The following is a 16,546-nucleotide window of genomic DNA, read 5'->3' as shown; positions in this document are numbered from 1 at the left end:
CCCGTCCGCTTCCCCGAGGGCCCGATATCGGCCTTCGGGGAAGCGGACGGGGAGCGGCGATGAGACCGATCGTATCACGCCGCGGGTCTATTTCAGTCTATCGCGTGTCAAAGTTGCAATCGTAAGGAATATTTCATGTGTTGTCGGTGATATGACGCGAGGAAATAGTGTCTAACCTCCTTTTGTATTGGTTTATGTTATGCCTGTTATGACTATAGGGCGTAAGCTTATTCTCTCGTCTTCGGTGACGGCGCTGTTCGCCCTCGGCGTCATGGGCTACCAATGGAACAGTAATCACCAAATCTCCGACGCGATCGAGGCTGTCGCTCGGGAGCAGACCATTCTGTCGGGGATCTCCCAAGCACAGGTCGCCTTGAATCGCATCCAGCTCAACTTCAAGGACGTGGATCTGTCGCGAACGAAGTCTGAGGTTGATGCCGCCGCTGCCAGCGCCGTGAGGGACGCCGAGCGTGCCAAGCGCGGGCTGGAACGACCTATCGCGCTGGCGCTGAAGCCGGAGGTCCTGCGCGAGAGCGGGACGGCTCTGGAGAACCTCGCCGCCGCCGTGGGCCGGTATGCCGTGATCGGGCGCGCCGACCTGCGCGGCCAGGGGGTCGATGCGAACACCGCCGGTGCCGCCCGAAAGGCGATCATGGACCAGATCGTCCAGATCGAGGGGATCATCGACCAGGCCGTGGCCAACGCCCGCGGCTTCACCGATCAGGCGATGCAGAGCAGCGCCGAGCAGGTGAGCGGCGCGCGACAGGTCGGTCTGCTCGCCGGCGCCGCGATGCTGATGAGCCTGCTTGCGGCGGCGATTCTCCTGATGCTCAACATCCAGCGCCCGATCACGCGCCTCGTGGCGGTGCTGGAGCGCATGGCGGCCGGTGAGATCGAGGCCGAAATCCCGGAGAGTCGGCGCGGCGACGAGATCGGGGCGCTGGGCCGCGCCGTCGACAACATCAAGGCCATGGTGTCGCGCAAGGCGGCGGAGGAGGCGGACCTCCGCCAGGTCGCCGACACGGCCGCGGCGGCGGAACGTCGGCGCACGATGGTCGAGTTGGCCGACAGCTTCGAGCAGGCGGTCGGGGGGATCGTCGGGCTGGTGTCGTCGTCGTCGACCGATTTGCAGGCGACCGCCCAGCAGATGACGGCCAATGCCCGGCAGACGGCCGTCCAATCCGCCACGGTCGCGGCGGCGGCCGAGGAAGCCGCCGCCAACGTGGGCACGGTGGCGGCCGCCGCGGAGGAACTCGGGACGTCCGTGCAGGAGATCGGCCGGCAAGTGGCAAGCTCGGCCGACCTGGCTCAGGCGGCGGTGTCGGAGGCCGATCAGACGACGCAGCTCGTGCGGGCGCTCAGCCAGGCGGCCGAGCAGATCGGCGCGATGGTGGGAATGATCTCCAACATCGCGGGCCAGACCAATCTCCTGGCGCTCAACGCCACGATCGAGGCGGCGCGCGCCGGCGAGGCCGGCCGCGGCTTCGCCGTGGTGGCCGCCGAGGTGAAGGAATTGGCCAACCAGACGGCGCGCGCCACCCAGGAGATCGGCCAGCGCATCGGACAGGTCCAGGGGGGCACCGATCAGGCCGTCTCGGCCATCCACGGCATCACGGGGCGGATCCGCGACATCAACGACGTGGCGGCCGGGATCGCGGCGGCGGTCGAGCAGCAGAGCGCCGCGACCCAGGAGATCGTGCGCAACGTGGCCCAGGCCTCGAGCGGCACGGCCGAGGTGACCCACAACATCGCCGGTGTGGCGCGCGCCTCCGACGACACCGGGACGGCTGCGGCCCACGTGCTCACCTCCGCGTCCGAGGTCTCCCGCCAATCCGAACACCTGTCCGGCGAGGTGCGGCGGTTCCTGACGACCGTTCGGGCGGCCTGAGACGCGCGGCGCGCGCCAGGTTCCGGCCTCTGCGCGCCGTCCCGGATCGGAGCGGGTCCGGTCGATGCCGTCGGCTTCTTGCGCGCGGACCCCCTCTGCAGGACGGAGGGGGCCCCGTTCAGACCCGGGTCGCCGACCGGGTTGGACCGGAGGCGGTCTCGCGCGACACGGGGGACGGCGCAGGGCGAGCGGGTCTGAGGCCGCGCCCGTCAGGGGGTCGGACCGGCTGGGTCGAGCGCCGCCCCGGAACGATCGCGGGCGGCGCGGCGGGCCGGGGCCGTGTGGGGTTCCGGCCGCGGCGCGTCGACTTGGCCGCGGCGCGTGGATCTGGCCGCGCCCCACGAGGCCGCAGCCCGCGCCGGCCTCCCGAGCGACCGGCGGTTCTTGGCCGGACCCCGAGGCTCGCTCTCTCCCGGCCCGACAGTCCCCCGCCGGACCTGTGCGCTCCGGGGCGGTGGCGCGCGGCGCCCCGAAGAGACCTCGCAGGGCCCCTGACCGGACCGCGCGGCCGCCGCCCTCCGCGCCGGGAGAGGGCGCGCGATCGAAAGGGCGCCATTCGGTCGGGGGCGCCGAAGTCTCGAACGCGACCGCTGCAGACTTCGCGCTGGTCGACGGTGTCGAGGTCGCGTCCGCAGGACGCCGTTTCCTGTCATCGCTCCCCCGCCCTCACCGCGGACACCGCTGCCTGATCTTGGAGTCACGCGGCGGGCGGTGTGGAGGTCGGGTGGTCGCCGCGCGATGAGCGCGGGGGCCGCGCTGGCTTCTTCGAGCCGACCCTGTCAGACCCTGTGCACGCTTCGGCCCCGGCCGGGCCGTTTCTGTGCGGGGGGGGGCTGTCACGCAGGAGTCCCCGGGCCGGTCTCGGGACGGGCCGGGAGCATCCGAGGCGCTGGATCGACGACATCGAGGAACCACGATCGGAATGACGGTCACTCCCTGCGCCGGGCCCCCGATGTGTCTCAGCGTTTGGGCCGGGCAACCATGAGCCGGAACCAGACGCTGCGTTCACGGGCGATGCAGGGGCTGTTCTGGTCCCTGCTGCAGAACATCGTCGGCCGCCTGATGAGCGTGCTGCTGTTCATCCTGATCGCGCGCTTCGTCACGCCCGATGAATTCGGCTTCGCATCCACGGCGATCGTGGTGGTCAGCTTCCTGGCGCTGGTTGCCGACTTCGGCATGGGCGACGCGCTCGTGCAGCGTCCGCAGTTGCGGCCGGGCGATCCCGACCTCGCCCTCTACGTCTCCCTGGTCGGCAGTGTGGTCCTGGCCGGCATCCTCATCGCCGCCGCCCTGCCGATTGCCCGGGTCGTGAAGGCGGACGCGCTGGCGCCCTATCTCCAATACGCCGCCCTGTTCTGTCCGATCCTGGTCCTGATCAGCTTTCAGGAAGCGTTGTATCGGCGTGCCGAGCTGTTTCGCGCGCTCGCCTTGCGGACCGTGTTCGGGATCTTCGCGAGCGGGGTGGTCGGGCTCAGCCTCGCCCTGAACCAGTGGGGCGCCTGGGCGCTGCTGGGCCAGTTCAGCACGCAGGTCGTCCTCTCGGCCATCTGGCTCTGGTCGCGCTCGACCTGGCGTCCGTCCCGGGCGCTCGATCCTGCCGTGTTGCGGCAGTTGCTGCGCTTCGGCGTCAGCCTCGTCCTCCTCCGGGCGATCGACTTCGTGGCCATGCGGAGTATCGATTTCGTGATCCTCAGTCGCCACGGGGCCGCCTCCCTGGGGCTCTTCGCCGTCTCCATGCGCATCGATCAGACGCTGACCCAGCTGGTCCAGGTCAGTGTCTCGGCCGTCGCCCTGAGTTTCCTGTCTCGGATCGCCTCCGATCGGCAGCGGCTGTCCCGTTCGTTCCTCCGCACGGTGTCGCTCTGCGCCTATTTCGGAACGCCGGTTTTCCTTGGTGTGGCTGCGCTGGCACCCGATCTCGTCCGTCTTGCCCTGGGGAGCCAATGGATGGGGGCCGATGCGATCGTGCGCCCGCTGCTGATCGTCGGGGGCGTTCAATGCATCCAGTTCATCTGCGGCTCGTACCTCATTGCGATGGGACGGCCGGGAACGCTGCTGGGCCTCATCGTGGCAAAGACGTCGATTGTCCTCCTGGGCATCTTCCTGATTGAGAATTCAAACTTACAGGAAACCGTCATCACATACTCGCTGCTGCTGCTTTGCGAGGCGCCAATCACGTTTGGCGTGATGGTTTATAGTCTATCTCTCAGGTGGAGTGAGCTCGCGTCAGCGATTATTGCACCCTGCGGTGCTTCGATCTCCGCTTTTGTGGTCGCAGAAATCGTCCGTGCCGAATTTACAACGCAATTCCAACCAAATCTTTTGATGGTCTTGATTTTTGCGATTTTCGTGACAGTGTTCTTCGGTATCTTGTTTTCCTGCGCTTTCAGGCAGTTGAGAGACAATGTGGGGTTTGTATTCAGCGGCTTGAGAAGGCAATGAAAAGCACGCATAAGACAAAATCGGGGGAGGGAAATAAGAAGATAGATAGACAGAAAGATTTGATCTCGATCTGTATTCCGACCTGCAACCGCCCGGACTTTCTGAGGCAGGCTGTCGAGAGCTGTCTATCGCAGCAATACCGTCCCCTGGAAATTCTCATCGGAGACGATTCGAGCGGAACAGCCAGCGGGGCGATGATTTCCAGCATGCCCGCCACGCCCGAGGTGGCCATTCATTATCGGCACAACGTGCCGCGCGCCGGGCAGGCGGGGAATATCAATGCGTTGTTCGCGGCGGCGAAGGGCGAGAGGCTGATCCTGCTGCACGACGACGATCGCCTGTGCGACGATGCGATCCAACATCTCACGAACACCTGGGATGCTCATCCGGGCTGTCTGTGCGTCTACGGCATGCAGTACGTCATCGACGAGACGGGCAAGGTTCTCCCGAAGCGCACCCAGACCTGGAACCGGACCTATCATCGCGTGCCGGACGAGGCCGGCGCGCAGCCGGTGCCCCTCGTCGCGGCGCTCCTGCAGCAGATGCCCAACAACAGCTACCTGGTCTCGTCGGCGCGCGCCCGCGCGATGGGCTTCCGCTCCGAGGACGAGGTCGGGGATTGCGTCGATGCGGATTTCGGCATCCGCCTCGGCGAGAAGGCCGATCCGCACGCATTCGTCTTCATCGACACGTTCGTCTCGGAATATCGGCTGACGTCGAATTCCATCGCGCGATCGGACCTGATCAACCGCCGGCAGGACCTGTTCTACGAATCCGTCCAGGCGATCCGCGGCGGGACGGAGATTGCCGCGGCGCGCGATGTGCTCCTCGCCAGGGTCGCCGTCGGCGCCACGGTCGACGCCGCCTTGGCGGGGCGGAAATGGATGGCGCTCCGCATCCTGCTGTCCCGCCATTATCGCTTGCCGCTCTTCAGCCGCTGGACCCTGTTCCGGCTGATCTGCATCGGCTCGCCGCGGATCGCCCTGACGCTGCGCCGTCGGCTCCGACACTATTTCCTGGTGCGTGCCGCGAACGACTTCACGCTCGGAGATTCGTGAGCCCCGCAGGGATGCGGGCTCCGATCAGGCGTCGATGGGCCCGCGCATCGCCTCGCGTTCGTCAGGGATCAGGGGGACCCGGTTATCCCGAGACGACAAGCGTCACGCCGGGAAGCGAGGGTCTGTCCGGCTCGAGACGAGCCTGGCAGGCCCTAGACGGGCTTCGCGCTCCGCGCCCGCCAGTTGGCCTGCACGCGCGCCTTGAGCTTCGCGATGCGGGCCTCGTGTGCGGCCCAGTAGGCCGTCTCGAATTCCGGCGTTCCCCGCTTCAACCCCTTCGGGAGCGGCGTCTTGCCCAGGGAGGCCCGCTGGGATCGCGGAGGGGATCCGAAAGGCGCCTGCGCCGTGCGCTGGTCCTCCGGGAGGTCGAGAACAGACTGGGCGCGGTGACAATAGGTCATCGACAGGGGCGACATGACCTCCGAGCCATGGCCGGCCCGGTACTTCATCAGGGTCCGGCAGAGGTCACCCTTGGCCAGGCGCCAGGCTTCGGCCAGGTACCGGACACCGTACCGGACGTTGACTGAGGGCTGGGCCAGCTCCGCCGCGCTGCCCCGGAACCCGAGCATCGCGGCGGTGGTCGGCCGAACCTGCATCAGGCCGATCTCGCCGGCACCCCCGATGACGGTCGGATCGTAGGCGCTCTCGATCTGCGTCACGGCGTCGGCAATCGCGGCCGGCAACCCCTCCGACGCCGCCTCGCGGTGAACGATCAGCCGGTAGGCCGTCCGGTCGCCGCGCTGGGCTGGGCGGAGATCCGTGCCCGCGAGGAGCGGGATCAGATGATCGGCATGCGCCAGGACCATGCGGGCGGGCTGGGCCTGCGCGTCCGCGGCCACGCAGAACAGACCCAGGGCGATCAGCGATCGAGCCTTCGGCACTTCGATGTCCCTCGTTTGCCTCACGGCCCAGGCGCCGGGCGGAGGCGTCAGTGGTCCCAACGGGAGGTGTCTCCAGACGGTTGCGCGAAAGGTGACATTCGCGTCGAACTTATGGCATAGCTTCGCGCAGAATGCCGCTCGTAACTTGCGGGTCCCAATCGAGGCGCAGGCTGATGGATTTGTTGAAAACGTATTGGGACAGTTTTGTTGCGTTCATTCTGCCTTATTGGGACGCATGCGTTGCCTATGTTGCCAGCATACCGGCGCCGATCATCCTGGGATGGTACGTTCCGGGGCTGATTCTGTTCGGATTTGTGCTGGGTTACGCGCTCCGGGCCTCGATCTCTCGCCGACGCAGGAACCGGGCGCGGCGGGCGCGAAACGGCTGGTAGGGCGTCGGCCGCCCCGGCTGGTCCGGGGCCGGCCCCCCGTCGCGGCGGCCTGAGCCGCCGACCCGTCACCCGGCGGGCGCCCGGGCGACCCGGGTGCCGAGGAGGAACAGCAGGGCGACACCGAGGGCGACGAGGGCCGGGGGAACCGTCGCGGCGAGGCCGCCGGCGAGCGCCGAGCCGGCGACGTCGCCAAGGTTCATCGCCGCCATGTAGATCTGGAACTGCGTGGCCGAGGCCCGTCCGGTGCGGGTCGCCAGGAGCACGGTGGGCAGCAGGGCGACGTAGAGGAGAGCCGGCACGACGTTGGCGAGCCCCAGGATGACGGGCCCTGTGGCGGCCTCCAGCCCGGCCGCGATCAACACGGCCGCGATCCCGAACGCCACCGCGCAGGCGACCAGGAGGGCGCGCAGGGCCGGCCCCGGACCGAGACGGTCGACGGAGGCGCCGATGCCCGCGGCCCCGAGGGTTCCGCCCAGGAGGGCGAGCAGGGCCTGCAGGCGCGAGAGGCCGCCCGCGTCCCAGCCATGCGCCTGCACCAGGGCGACGGCGAAGGGCACCTGGAACGGCGCCAGACCGAAATCGATGGCAAAGCACAGCGCCAGCAGGCGCGCCGCGTCGCGGCTCCGGAAGCCGTCGGCGAGCCCGCGCACGAAGGCGGTCGCCGCGGCGATCCGGCTTGCTCCGGCCGCGCGGGCCGGCCCGTGCCGCTGCCAGGCGAGGAGCCTGTCCCCCGGGACCTCGCGCACGAGCGCGGCCGCCAGGGCGATGGGGGTGGTCAGGCCGAGGAGGGCGCCCGCCGCGGCGGCGAAGCCCCCCGCCTCCAGCACCCAGGCGAAGAGGGCGGTTCCGGCGGCGCTGCCGAGCACGAAGCCCGCCCGCGTGGCCGCGCTGGTGCGTCCCAGCTCGCCGGCCGGGACGCTGTCGGCGATCAGGCGGTCGGTGGCGGTGTCGGCCAGGGAGGCCGCCAGGCTGTGCAGGAGGAGGACGAGGCTGACGGCCGTGAGGTTCGGGGCGCCGCCGAGAAGGAGCAGGCCGGCGAGGCTCGCCTGGGCGCCCGCCAGGGCGAGGACGAGCCAGCGGCGGCGTGGCCCCATGCTGTCGGGCGTCGCCCGGTCGATCACCGGTCCCCAGAGCAGGGGCTGCAGGACCCAGGGCAGACCCACCACGGCGAGGTGACGGCCCACCTCCGCGGTGGAGGCGCCCATGGCGGCGAAGTGGTTGGCCAGCGCCGTCAGGGCAAAGCCGGCGACGAGCCCCTGGTAGAGGTAGAGCAGGGTGAAGAGGCCGACCCGCCAGCGCGCGTCCTGCAGGCTCGGCGGCCACGGGGGCATCGGTTCCGGTCCTCGTTCACGCCGACGGCGCGCCACGGTCCGGGCCGCGCCGGCCCCGTGCTTAGCCGACGCGGCCGGCCGTCGTCACCCCGTGCGGCGGGATGCGCGGCCGGCCGGGCTGGACGGGTCCGCGAAGCGGCTCCGGGCAAAACCGGAACCCGGCGCGGACGAAGAACGGCGCCGCGGGGCTCGGGCCCGCCCGGAAGCGCTCAGTAGCGCGGGCCGCCCGAGGTGTTGCCGCGCTGCTGGGCGTAGCCGGGCAGCATCGGATTGCGGGCGTTCGGATCGCCATGCATCAGGCGGTTGCGGGTGTGGTGCAGGCGATGGGCGCGGGACTGATGGATCGCGTCATGGCCATGGCCGCGATGGCGCATGTGGTACTTGCGCGCCTTGTAGTTGCCCGCATGGCCGATGGACGAGCTGGCGCGCATCCGCTCGGCCTGGGTCAGGCCCGGGGCGGCCGAGGCGGAGCCGAGGGAAAAGCTGGCGAACATCAGGCTCGATGCCAGAACCATTGCGAGGGTTTTCATGTTTGACTTCCAGTCATGTGCTCACGAGCGGCACAGTGCGGCTGTAAGTCTATCCTGGCTCGCATGTTCCGCGGTGTTGCTTGACTTTATTGTCATGGATTATCAGGCTTGGCCTGGACGTGGACTTGTCGAGTTCAGAAAGAATTCAGTATACCACGCACGGGCAGCGCCTATCGGCCGGCGAGCCGGCCCGGACCCGCGACCGGCCGGGTGGGCGCGGCGGCGTTGGTGCTCTCCTTGTAGATCGGCACGATGACCCGGAGCCAGCCGCGCGTCTCGCGTCCGCCGTACCGGCGCTCGACCACGTCCTGGGTGACGTAGGCCTGCAGGTTCACCGGGCCGAAATTGTAGCCGACGAGGCCGCCCACCGCGATCTGGCCCTGGCGTTGGTAGTCCGGAAACCGGGTCGGCAGGTCCGTGGAGGCGAAGGCCACGGGGCCGACCTCCCACTTCCCGAACTTCCTCGTCGCGGTGAGGTCGAGGTTGAGGTAGTCGGGATAGACCCCGCCCTGCGGTGAGACGGGGTCGAGGAAGATCCCGTAGAGCAGGTTGGCCGTGAGGTTCAGGCCGTCCCCGGTGTAGCTGGCGGCGAAGCGGTGGCTCAGCGACGCGTTCTGCGTCAGGAAACGGGTCTCGATCGGCAGGTAGCCGCCGAAGAGGTAGCTGACGCCGAACTTGTTGCCGAGGTCCCAGGCGAGCTGCCCGGCGAGGAGCGGCTGGCCGATGCCGCTCTGGTAGGGCGTGCCGCGGGGACTCGACGCCACGACGGGCTGGATCGCGATCAGGTTCAGGCGCGCCCCGAGCAGGTTCCAGGGCGTCGCCCAGACGAAGGCCGGCAGGTTGACGTTCGAGTCCGAGTCCAGCGGGCGCGTGTCGCGCACCCCGAAGCTCGACGTGTTGACGAAGTAGAGCCCCACCGGGAGCTGGGCGCCGGCCGGCAGGCCGATGGTCTGGCCCGGCTGGGCCGCGGAGCCTGCCCGGGCCGGAGCCGGTGCCAGGAACGGGAAGGCCACCAGCGAGGAGGCGACCAGCGAGGAGGCCAGAAGGATCCTGCCGCCGCGCAGGCGGCGGGTGGACGGACGGAGGGCCTTGGCGATGGTGCGGATCACGCATGTCTCCCTGGCTCGGCTGCCCGGGGACAGGTGCCGCCGGTCGGCGGCCGGCAACCCAGCGTCTTCCTGTCAGACGATCGCCCGCCACGCTTTAGTCCGGCGGGCACCGGGCCGACCGGCGCGGGGAGAGCGCCGGCAGGACTATAACAACGGCTTTGTCCAAGATGTATTCATGATGCATCGAGACTTGATCAGACCCTGATCTCGGGCCCAACCGTTTAATCCTGCCCTCCACGTGCCTGGACGCACGTCATGGATGAGATCGAGGCCCCATATTGGGTTCAGACAGATGAAGCGAACCAAGGAAACCGGTTCGCACTGTATAGGAGCCTGATAGCCTCAATGAAGACCCGTATCGCCGCCCTCACCGCCGCTCTCGTCCTCGGTGTTGCTCCGATCTCGTCCGCCATGGCTTTCGAAAGGCCGTCCCGTTACACTGCTTTCTCGCCATACGAGGTCGAAACGACCGGTTCGCTCGAGTTTCGTGGCGGCGAGCCCCTGCGAAACCCCTATAGCTGCCCGATGAGCTCGGCCGCCGAGGGCAACGCCAACCAGCAGAACTTCCCCACCCAGCAGTACGGCCAGACCTCGGGCGGTAACCGCTGCTGATCGGACCCGCGAAGGAGACTCACATGCTGCTGAAAGGCTTCTCCTACGCCATGGTCGCGGCTTTTGCCGGCGGCCTCGTCTTCACCATCGTCGGCTCGGCTCAGGCCTATCTCAACCTGTAAGCCGTCTCGGACCGACGGACATCCTCACCGACCCGCCCGGCCTCCGCCGCGGCGGGTCGCGCCGTGTCCGCCCCGACGCGGCGATGTCCGACCGCCTCGCCCTCGTGCCGATCGCCGGCCCGGGAACACATTGACCGCAGGGACGTCACACCCGGTCACAGCGGGACCGGAACGGGCAACACAGAGCGATGGCGCACAGGGCGGGGCGAGGCGAACGGCAAGGTGACCGGCAAAGTGACCGGCAAGACGGTGAACCGGTCGGCGGACGAGGCGACCGGCAAGAGGCGGGGCACGACGCGGACGGCACCGCGAAGGACCTGCATCCGCGCAAGTTCGATCTGCTCAACCTCAGCCTGGTCGACGTGAACGGGGGGCTGCGGCCCTACCTCAACGTCTTCCTGCTGGTACACCGCGAGTGGAGCGCGACCACCGTCGGCCTCGTGACCACCTTGGCGGGCCTCGTCGGCGTCGGCCTGCAGGCACCGCTCGGGGCCGTGATCGACCGCGCGCGCGACAAGCGCCTGGCCATCGTGGCCGCCCTGATGGCGGCCTCGGCCGGAGCGGTGGTCATCGCGCTCTGGCCGCAATTCTGGCCGGTGCTCCTGGCCTTCACGGTCCTGACCGCGGCGGGCAGCAGCTTCACCCCGACCATCGCGGGCCTCACCCTCGGCATCTTCCCGAAGGCCCGCCTGTCGCGCCGGATGGGCCGCAACAGCGCCTGGTACCGGGCCGGCAACGTCGTCATCGCAGTCCTGATCGCGCTGGTCGGCTACGGCTTTCCCGACCGGGCGGTGTTCTTCCTCGTGCCCGCCCTGTCGTTCGCGGCTGCCGCGGCCGTCCTGTCGATCCCCCGCGACATCGTCGGCCGCGAGCTCGCCGAGGGGGTGAAGCCGAAGCCGCGCTCGGGCGCGGCCTTTAAGGTGCTCCTCGACAACCGCCCGCTCCTCGTCTTCGCCGCGTCGATCTTCCTGTTCCAGCTGGCCAACGGGCCGATGGCCTCCCTGGTCGCGCAGAAGATCTCCCTGGCGCACGAGAACTGGTCGGCCGCCATCACCTCGACGACCATCGTGGCGGCGCAGGCGGTGATGCTGCCCATGGCCATCCTGGTCGGACGCTTCGCCGACGGCTGGGGGCGCAAGCCGATCCTCCTGTTCGCCTTCGCGATGCTGCCGGTGCGGGCGCTGCTCTACACCGTGTCGGACGACGCCCTCTGGCTCTTCGCGGTGCAGGCCCTGGAGGGCGTGAGCACCGGCCTCTACAGCGCCATCAAGCCCCTGGTGATCGCCGACCTGATGGAGGACAAGGCCCGCTACAACCTCGCCTCGGGGGTGGTGGCCACCGTCCAGGGCGTCGCCATCGCCCTCTCGAACGTGCTGGCCGGCAGCCTCGTCGATGCCAGCGGCTTCACGGCGGCGTTCCTGGTGTCGGCAGGCATCGGCCTCGGCGCGGCCCTGCTCCTCACCCGCATGCCGGAGCCCTCGGGGCAGCGGGCCTGACGCGGTCCCGTCGCCGCCGGGGGCGATGCGCCAAACCTCCGGGACGCGAGCCCCGGGGACGCGAGCCTTGGAGACGCGAGCCCCGGGGACGCCGCGGCGGGGCTCAGCGCAGGGTCGCCGACTCGCCGGGCTCCAGCGGGCGGTCCTCGTCCGGCCCGCTCACGGCGTTCAGGCGCTGGAGATGCTCGAAGACATGGGCGAAGGCGTCCGTGACGGCCTTCTCGAAGCTGCCGTCGGACCGCCCCTGGGCGGCCTTCAGGGCGCTGAGCAGGGCTTGATGCGTTTCGGTGTCCCGCGACATGGCTGTCCTCCCGGCCGGACGGATGACCCGTCCGGGAGTGCAAGCGCCGGCATGGATCGCCGGTTCCGAGGGCCCGGACGCGCGCGGTCCCGAAGGCCCGATCGGCGCGGCGCGGCGCCTCGCGCAACTGTCATCGAACCTTGACCGTCGGCACCCGTTATCCGCCGGCCCCTGCAGGCCGGAGACACCCCCTCGGCATGCGTTCCCGTTCCCTTCTCCTCGGCACCGTCGTCATTCTCGCCGCCGGGGCCGGCCTCGCCGGGTTCGGCCGCGTCAGCTATGCGCCGACGCCGTCGCGCGAGGCCCTCGCGAATCCCGACCGCTACCCGATCTCGACGGCCTACGACGTCCTCGGGCGCCGCATCGGCCGGGAGGAGGCCGCGACCCTGCGCACCACCGAGGCGGGGCGCCGGACGCTGTCGCCCGAGGCCGGCGCCTTCGCCATCGACGAGGCGGTCATCGCCCGCGGGCGGGAGGCCTTCTACACCGAGACCTTCGGGAACGAGGTCTTCCTCACCGACGTGATGGGGATGCTCGACGGCGCCCTGACGCCCTACGAGGTCGCCCGCGCCGTGCTGCTGCTGGGCGGGAAGGCCACCAACAACCTCCAGGTCCGCGTCGCCCAGGACGTGCGGATCGGCGAGCGCCAGTGGCGCAAGGGCGACCTCGTCTCGACCGGGCTCGACGTCGAGGCGGGCGGCCTCGGCATCATCGGCCTGAAGACCTTCTACGACCGGGGCCACCTGCGCCTCGGCATCACCTGCGCCCTCTGCCACGCGGCCGTCGACCCCCAGTCCGGCAAGGTCGTGGAGGGCGCCCCGAACGCCGACCTGAATGCCGGGCTGCTCCTCGCCCTCTCGGCCAACGCCTCCGCCTACTTCATGCACGGCAGCATCGACCTCGCGGCCCTCGCGGGCGATCCGTCACGAACCGTTCCGACCGCCGGCGGAGGGAGCGCGGTGCTGCCCGACCGGGACAGGCTCGAGGCGGCGGCCAAGGTCGAGGTCGCGAGCTGGCCGCCGGGCAGCTTCGATTCCTCCGCCGACCGGGTGACGAACCCGACCTCGATTCCGTCGAGCTTCTCGGCCTACGGCGAGCCCTACAGCTGGAGCGGACGCGAGGCGGTCGGGCCCTTCCACGGCCTGTCGTCGTTGAACAACAACGTGCACGCGGCCAATTCGGACACGACGCAGCTCGCGGCCGCCGCGCCCTGGCTGTTCGGCATCGATCCGGACCTCTACCTCGGCATCCTGCTCCAGGGGGCGGCGAACCCGGCCCTGCGCTACGATCCGCAGGCGGCCCAGCGGCCGAGCGCGATCCTGGCCGCCTTCGACCCGACGCCGGCTTCGCCCGGCCTCAACCGCTACGCCGTCCTGCCGAGCTTTCCGGCGACGAACTACATGACCGATAACGGGCTCTTCGCCTCCGCGGCCGGGGAGCCGGCGAACTTCGCCAACAACGCCATGTCGGCCTTCCAGAACCTCCTGCGTCCGCCGCCGGCGCCGAAGGCACAGGCCGAGGCCGGCCGCGCGGTGTTCGCGCGGGCCGGCTGCGGCGGCTGCCATGCCGGCCCGGCGCTGACCAACAACCGGATCGTGCCCGTGGGCGAGATCGGTACCGAGCCGACCCGGGCCCGCGCGGGGGCCAAGATGGAGGCGCACCTGTCCGCCCCCGCGATGTTTGCGACCGACACGCCCTTCCCGCTGCCGGCCGACCCCAGGATCGTGCCGATCCCCCTGGAGGGCGAGGCCCTGAAGCAGGTCCAGCTCGGCTGGGCCCATGCCGGGACCGAGGGCGGCTACAAGGTCCCGAATCTCGTCGGCCTCGCCTGGTCGGCGCCCTACCTGCACGATGGCGGCGTGGCGGCGGGGACCGACCTCGCCGGCGCGCTCGGCGTGCCCGGCACCCTGGAGCGCGGTCGCGCGCCGGACCCGCGCAACAGCCTGCGCGCCCTGGTGGACCGGGATCTGCGCGGGCGGGTCGTGGCCGCCAACCGCGCCTCCGCCACGGCGCGCACGGCGCGGGTGACGGGAGAGGGGCACCGCTACTGGGTCGATGCCGCCGCCGGCTACGGCCCCGCCGACCAGGACGCGCTGCTGGGCTACCTGCTCTCCATCGACGCCCTGACGCAGGACGTGCCGGTGCCATGAGCCTGGCCGGGGACGCGCAACGGGAGACCACCATGCAGACGGCCGGGACCACCGAGGGGGCCCCGCGCCTCGAACGCAAGGCGGTCGCCGCCGTGGTGCTGGGCAACGCCCTCGAGTTCTACGACTTCACCATCTACGCCTTCTTCGCGAAGCCCATCGGCGAGGCGTTCTTCCCCTCGGCGAACGCCACCGACAGCCTGCTCGCCTCCCTGGCCCTGTTCGGCATCGGCTACGTCATGCGGCCCGTCGGCGGCATCCTCATCGGGGCCTTCGCCGACCGGGCGGGGCGCAAGCCCGCGATGCTGATCACCATCGCGCTGATGGCCATCGGCATGGTGATGCTGGCGGCCGCCCCCGGCTACGCCACCCTGGGGGGCTGGTCGCAGGTCATCGTCATCGTGGGCCGGCTCATCCAGGGGCTGGCCCTCGGCGGCGAGGTCGGCCCCTCCACCGCCTATCTCCTGGAGGCCGCCCCGGGACAGCACCGCGGCTTCGTGGCGAGCTGGCAGATCGCCAGCCAGGGCTGCGCCGCGCTGATCGCCGGCCTCGTGGCCTCGGTCCTGACCTACGCGGTCGGCGACGACGCCATGGCGAGTTGGGGCTGGCGGGTGATGTTCGCGCTGGGCATCGGCGTCGTGCCCGTGGGTCTGATCATCCGCAGCCATCTGCCCGAGACGGCCGGCGCGCGCGCCGACCCGGCCGCGGCCGAGTCCACCCTCGCGGTGGTCCGGCGCCTGGTGCGCGAGCACGGCCGGATGCTGGTCCTGACCTTCCTCATCATCGCGGCCTCCACCGTCTCCAACGCGGTGGGCACCAACATGCCGGTCTATGCCCAGGCCACCCTCGGCCTCACGGAGACGATCTCCACCGCCGTGCCCATCGCCCTCGGCCTCGCCTCCATCGCCTTCCCGCTCCTCGGCGGCTGGCTGGCCGATCGGTTCGGCCGGCGCCCGGTGATGATCTGGCCCCGCGCGCTCATCGTCGTGCTGACCGTGCCGGCCTTCGCCTGGCTCGTGCGCGACCCGACCGGCCCGTCGGTCTACGCCGTGACCTTCCTGCTCTCGGCCCTGTCCTCGATCAACGCGGCGGCGATCATCGTGGCGATTCCCGAGGCCCTGCCGCGGGCGGTGCGCAGCGCGGGGCTCTCCATCGTGTACGCCTTCTCGGTCTCGATCTTCGGCGGCAGCACGAACTACGTCGTGAACAAGCTCATCGCCCTCTCGGGCGACAAGCTCGCCCCGGCCTACTACCTCGTGGCCTTCAGCATCGTGGGCACGATCGCGGCCTTCCTCATGCCCGAGACCCGCGGCCGGGACCTCGAGGCGAACGCGGAGGCGCGCTGAGGGGCGGCCCCGGCGCGCCGCCCCCGTCAGCCTCGGACAAGATTGGCTCCCTAAAGCTTCGGTCATGAATGATCGGGACCGGAGCCGACCGTGACAGGCGTCTACCTCTTCGACTTGGCCTCGCAGCAGGCGCGCTACCTCGCGGTGCGTCAGTCGACCATCGCGAGCAACGTCGCGAACGCCAACACGCCCGACTACAAGGCCCGGGACGTGGTGCCGTTCTCCGAGGTGATGGCGCGCACGGCCTCCGCCGGCATGACCATGACGGAGAGCGCCCACGTCACCTCCGGCGAGAACCGCATCCCGACCAAGCCGGTCGCCGCGGCCGACGCCTGGGACGCGCTCTCGACCTCGAGCTCGGTGAGCCTGGAGCAGGAGATGCTCAAGGCCGGCGAGGTCAGCCGCGACCACAACCTGAACATGGGCATCGTCAAGGCCTTCGACCGGATGCTCAAGGCGGCGGTGAAGTCCTGATGATCGACCCCCTCGCCGCCTCCACCCGTCTCGCCAGCGCCGGCATGGAGGCGCAGTCCCTGCGCCTGCGCATCGCCGCCGAGAACGTCGCCAACGCGCAATCCGTCGGCGACGCCCCCGGGGCGGACCCCTATGCCCGCAAGACCGTGACCTTCCGGGCCGCCCTGGACCGGGCCGCCGGCGGCCCCACGGTGGCCCTGCGCAAGATCGGCACCGACGACGCACCGTTCCGCATCGAGCGCGACCCCGGCAATCCGGCGGCCGATTCCGACGGCAACGTGAAGATGCCCAACGTCAACGTGCTGGTGGAGATGGCCGACATCCGCGAGGCCAACCGCTCCTACGAAGCCAACGTCCAGGTGATCAAGCAGGCCCGCGCCATGGTCGCCAGCGTCATCGACCTCCTGAGAACCTGAG

Annotated in this window: 14 protein-coding genes; 9 read left to right on the top strand and 5 right to left on the bottom strand. The window is 70.0% G+C overall.

The window, feature by feature from the left end:
• Nucleotides 1-199 precede the first annotated feature (199 nt).
• From ASF58_RS21580 to ASF58_RS21570, 3 genes are all read left to right on the top strand, one after another.
• Nucleotides 200-1,888, top strand: a complete 1,689-nt coding sequence (locus ASF58_RS21580) for a HAMP domain-containing methyl-accepting chemotaxis protein (protein WP_055957386.1) — start codon at nucleotides 200-202, stop codon at nucleotides 1,886-1,888.
• A 981-nt stretch (nucleotides 1,889-2,869) separates the two neighbouring features.
• Nucleotides 2,870-4,330 (top strand): oligosaccharide flippase family protein, encoded by a 1,461-nt coding sequence (locus ASF58_RS21575; protein ID WP_162242092.1) that lies wholly within the window; start codon nucleotides 2,870-2,872, stop codon nucleotides 4,328-4,330.
• Entirely contained in the window at nucleotides 4,327-5,388 is a 1,062-nt protein-coding gene (locus ASF58_RS21570; RefSeq protein WP_082513228.1) for a glycosyltransferase family A protein, read from the top strand. The genes ASF58_RS21575 and ASF58_RS21570 overlap by 4 nt, the downstream gene beginning before the upstream one ends.
• Before the next feature lie 152 nt (nucleotides 5,389-5,540).
• Here ASF58_RS21570 and ASF58_RS21565 read toward each other — a convergent pair whose 3' ends face one another.
• The 4 genes from ASF58_RS21565 to ASF58_RS21550 all read right to left on the bottom strand — a co-directional run bounded on the left by ASF58_RS21565 (nucleotide 5,541) and on the right by ASF58_RS21550 (nucleotide 9,565).
• Nucleotides 5,541-6,269 (bottom strand): transglycosylase SLT domain-containing protein, encoded by a 729-nt coding sequence (locus tag ASF58_RS21565; RefSeq protein WP_244477439.1) that lies wholly within the window; start codon nucleotides 6,267-6,269, stop codon nucleotides 5,541-5,543.
• Between the two features lie 457 nt (nucleotides 6,270-6,726).
• Complete coding sequence (locus ASF58_RS21560; protein ID WP_055957378.1) at nucleotides 6,727-7,992, bottom strand: MFS transporter; 1,266 nt, start codon at nucleotides 7,990-7,992, stop codon at nucleotides 6,727-6,729.
• Nucleotides 7,993-8,201: 209 nt separating this feature from the next.
• Nucleotides 8,202-8,522 (bottom strand): hypothetical protein, encoded by a 321-nt coding sequence (locus ASF58_RS21555; RefSeq protein WP_156375836.1) that lies wholly within the window; start codon nucleotides 8,520-8,522, stop codon nucleotides 8,202-8,204.
• A 170-nt stretch (nucleotides 8,523-8,692) separates the two neighbouring features.
• A complete protein-coding gene (locus tag ASF58_RS21550) occupies nucleotides 8,693-9,565 on the bottom strand; it encodes a transporter (protein ID WP_244477448.1) in 873 nt (290 codons plus the stop codon).
• Nucleotides 9,566-9,976: 411 nt separating this feature from the next.
• On the opposite strand from ASF58_RS21550, the gene ASF58_RS21545 reads away from it, so the two are divergent.
• Together ASF58_RS21545 and ASF58_RS21540 are read left to right on the top strand one after the other, a co-directional pair.
• The gene (locus ASF58_RS21545; RefSeq protein WP_055957372.1) at nucleotides 9,977-10,243 is read left to right on the top strand and encodes a hypothetical protein; all 267 of its coding nucleotides are present in this window, start codon (nucleotides 9,977-9,979) and stop codon (nucleotides 10,241-10,243) included.
• A gap of 310 nt (nucleotides 10,244-10,553) precedes the next feature.
• A complete protein-coding gene (locus ASF58_RS21540; protein WP_082513227.1) occupies nucleotides 10,554-11,861 on the top strand; it encodes an MFS transporter in 1,308 nt (435 codons plus the stop codon).
• Between the two features lie 103 nt (nucleotides 11,862-11,964).
• Here ASF58_RS21540 and ASF58_RS21535 read toward each other — a convergent pair whose 3' ends face one another.
• Nucleotides 11,965-12,162: a hypothetical protein gene (locus ASF58_RS21535; protein WP_055957369.1), complete on the bottom strand. Its 198-nt coding sequence runs from the start codon at nucleotides 12,160-12,162 to the stop codon at nucleotides 11,965-11,967.
• Nucleotides 12,163-12,359: 197 nt separating this feature from the next.
• On the opposite strand from ASF58_RS21535, the gene ASF58_RS21530 reads away from it, so the two are divergent.
• The 4 genes from ASF58_RS21530 to flgC all read left to right on the top strand — a co-directional run bounded on the left by ASF58_RS21530 (nucleotide 12,360) and on the right by flgC (nucleotide 16,545).
• Nucleotides 12,360-14,312: a hypothetical protein gene (locus ASF58_RS21530; protein WP_055957366.1), complete on the top strand. Its 1,953-nt coding sequence runs from the start codon at nucleotides 12,360-12,362 to the stop codon at nucleotides 14,310-14,312.
• A 32-nt stretch (nucleotides 14,313-14,344) separates the two neighbouring features.
• Nucleotides 14,345-15,655: an MFS transporter gene (locus tag ASF58_RS21525; RefSeq protein ID WP_055957672.1), complete on the top strand. Its 1,311-nt coding sequence runs from the start codon at nucleotides 14,345-14,347 to the stop codon at nucleotides 15,653-15,655.
• 90 nt (nucleotides 15,656-15,745) lie between these two features.
• The gene (flgB, locus tag ASF58_RS21520; protein ID WP_055957363.1) at nucleotides 15,746-16,129 is read left to right on the top strand and encodes a flagellar basal body rod protein FlgB; all 384 of its coding nucleotides are present in this window, start codon (nucleotides 15,746-15,748) and stop codon (nucleotides 16,127-16,129) included.
• A complete protein-coding gene (flgC, locus tag ASF58_RS21515) occupies nucleotides 16,129-16,545 on the top strand; it encodes a flagellar basal body rod protein FlgC (RefSeq protein WP_055957358.1) in 417 nt (138 codons plus the stop codon). Before flgB ends, flgC begins: the two co-directional genes overlap by 1 nt.
• Nucleotide 16,546: the final 1 nt, after the last annotated feature.

It is taken from the genome of Methylobacterium sp. Leaf125 (assembly GCF_001423085.1).
GTDB lineage: Bacteria > Pseudomonadota > Alphaproteobacteria > Rhizobiales > Beijerinckiaceae > Methylobacterium.
This window is presented reverse-complemented; position numbering and strand designations above follow the sequence as displayed.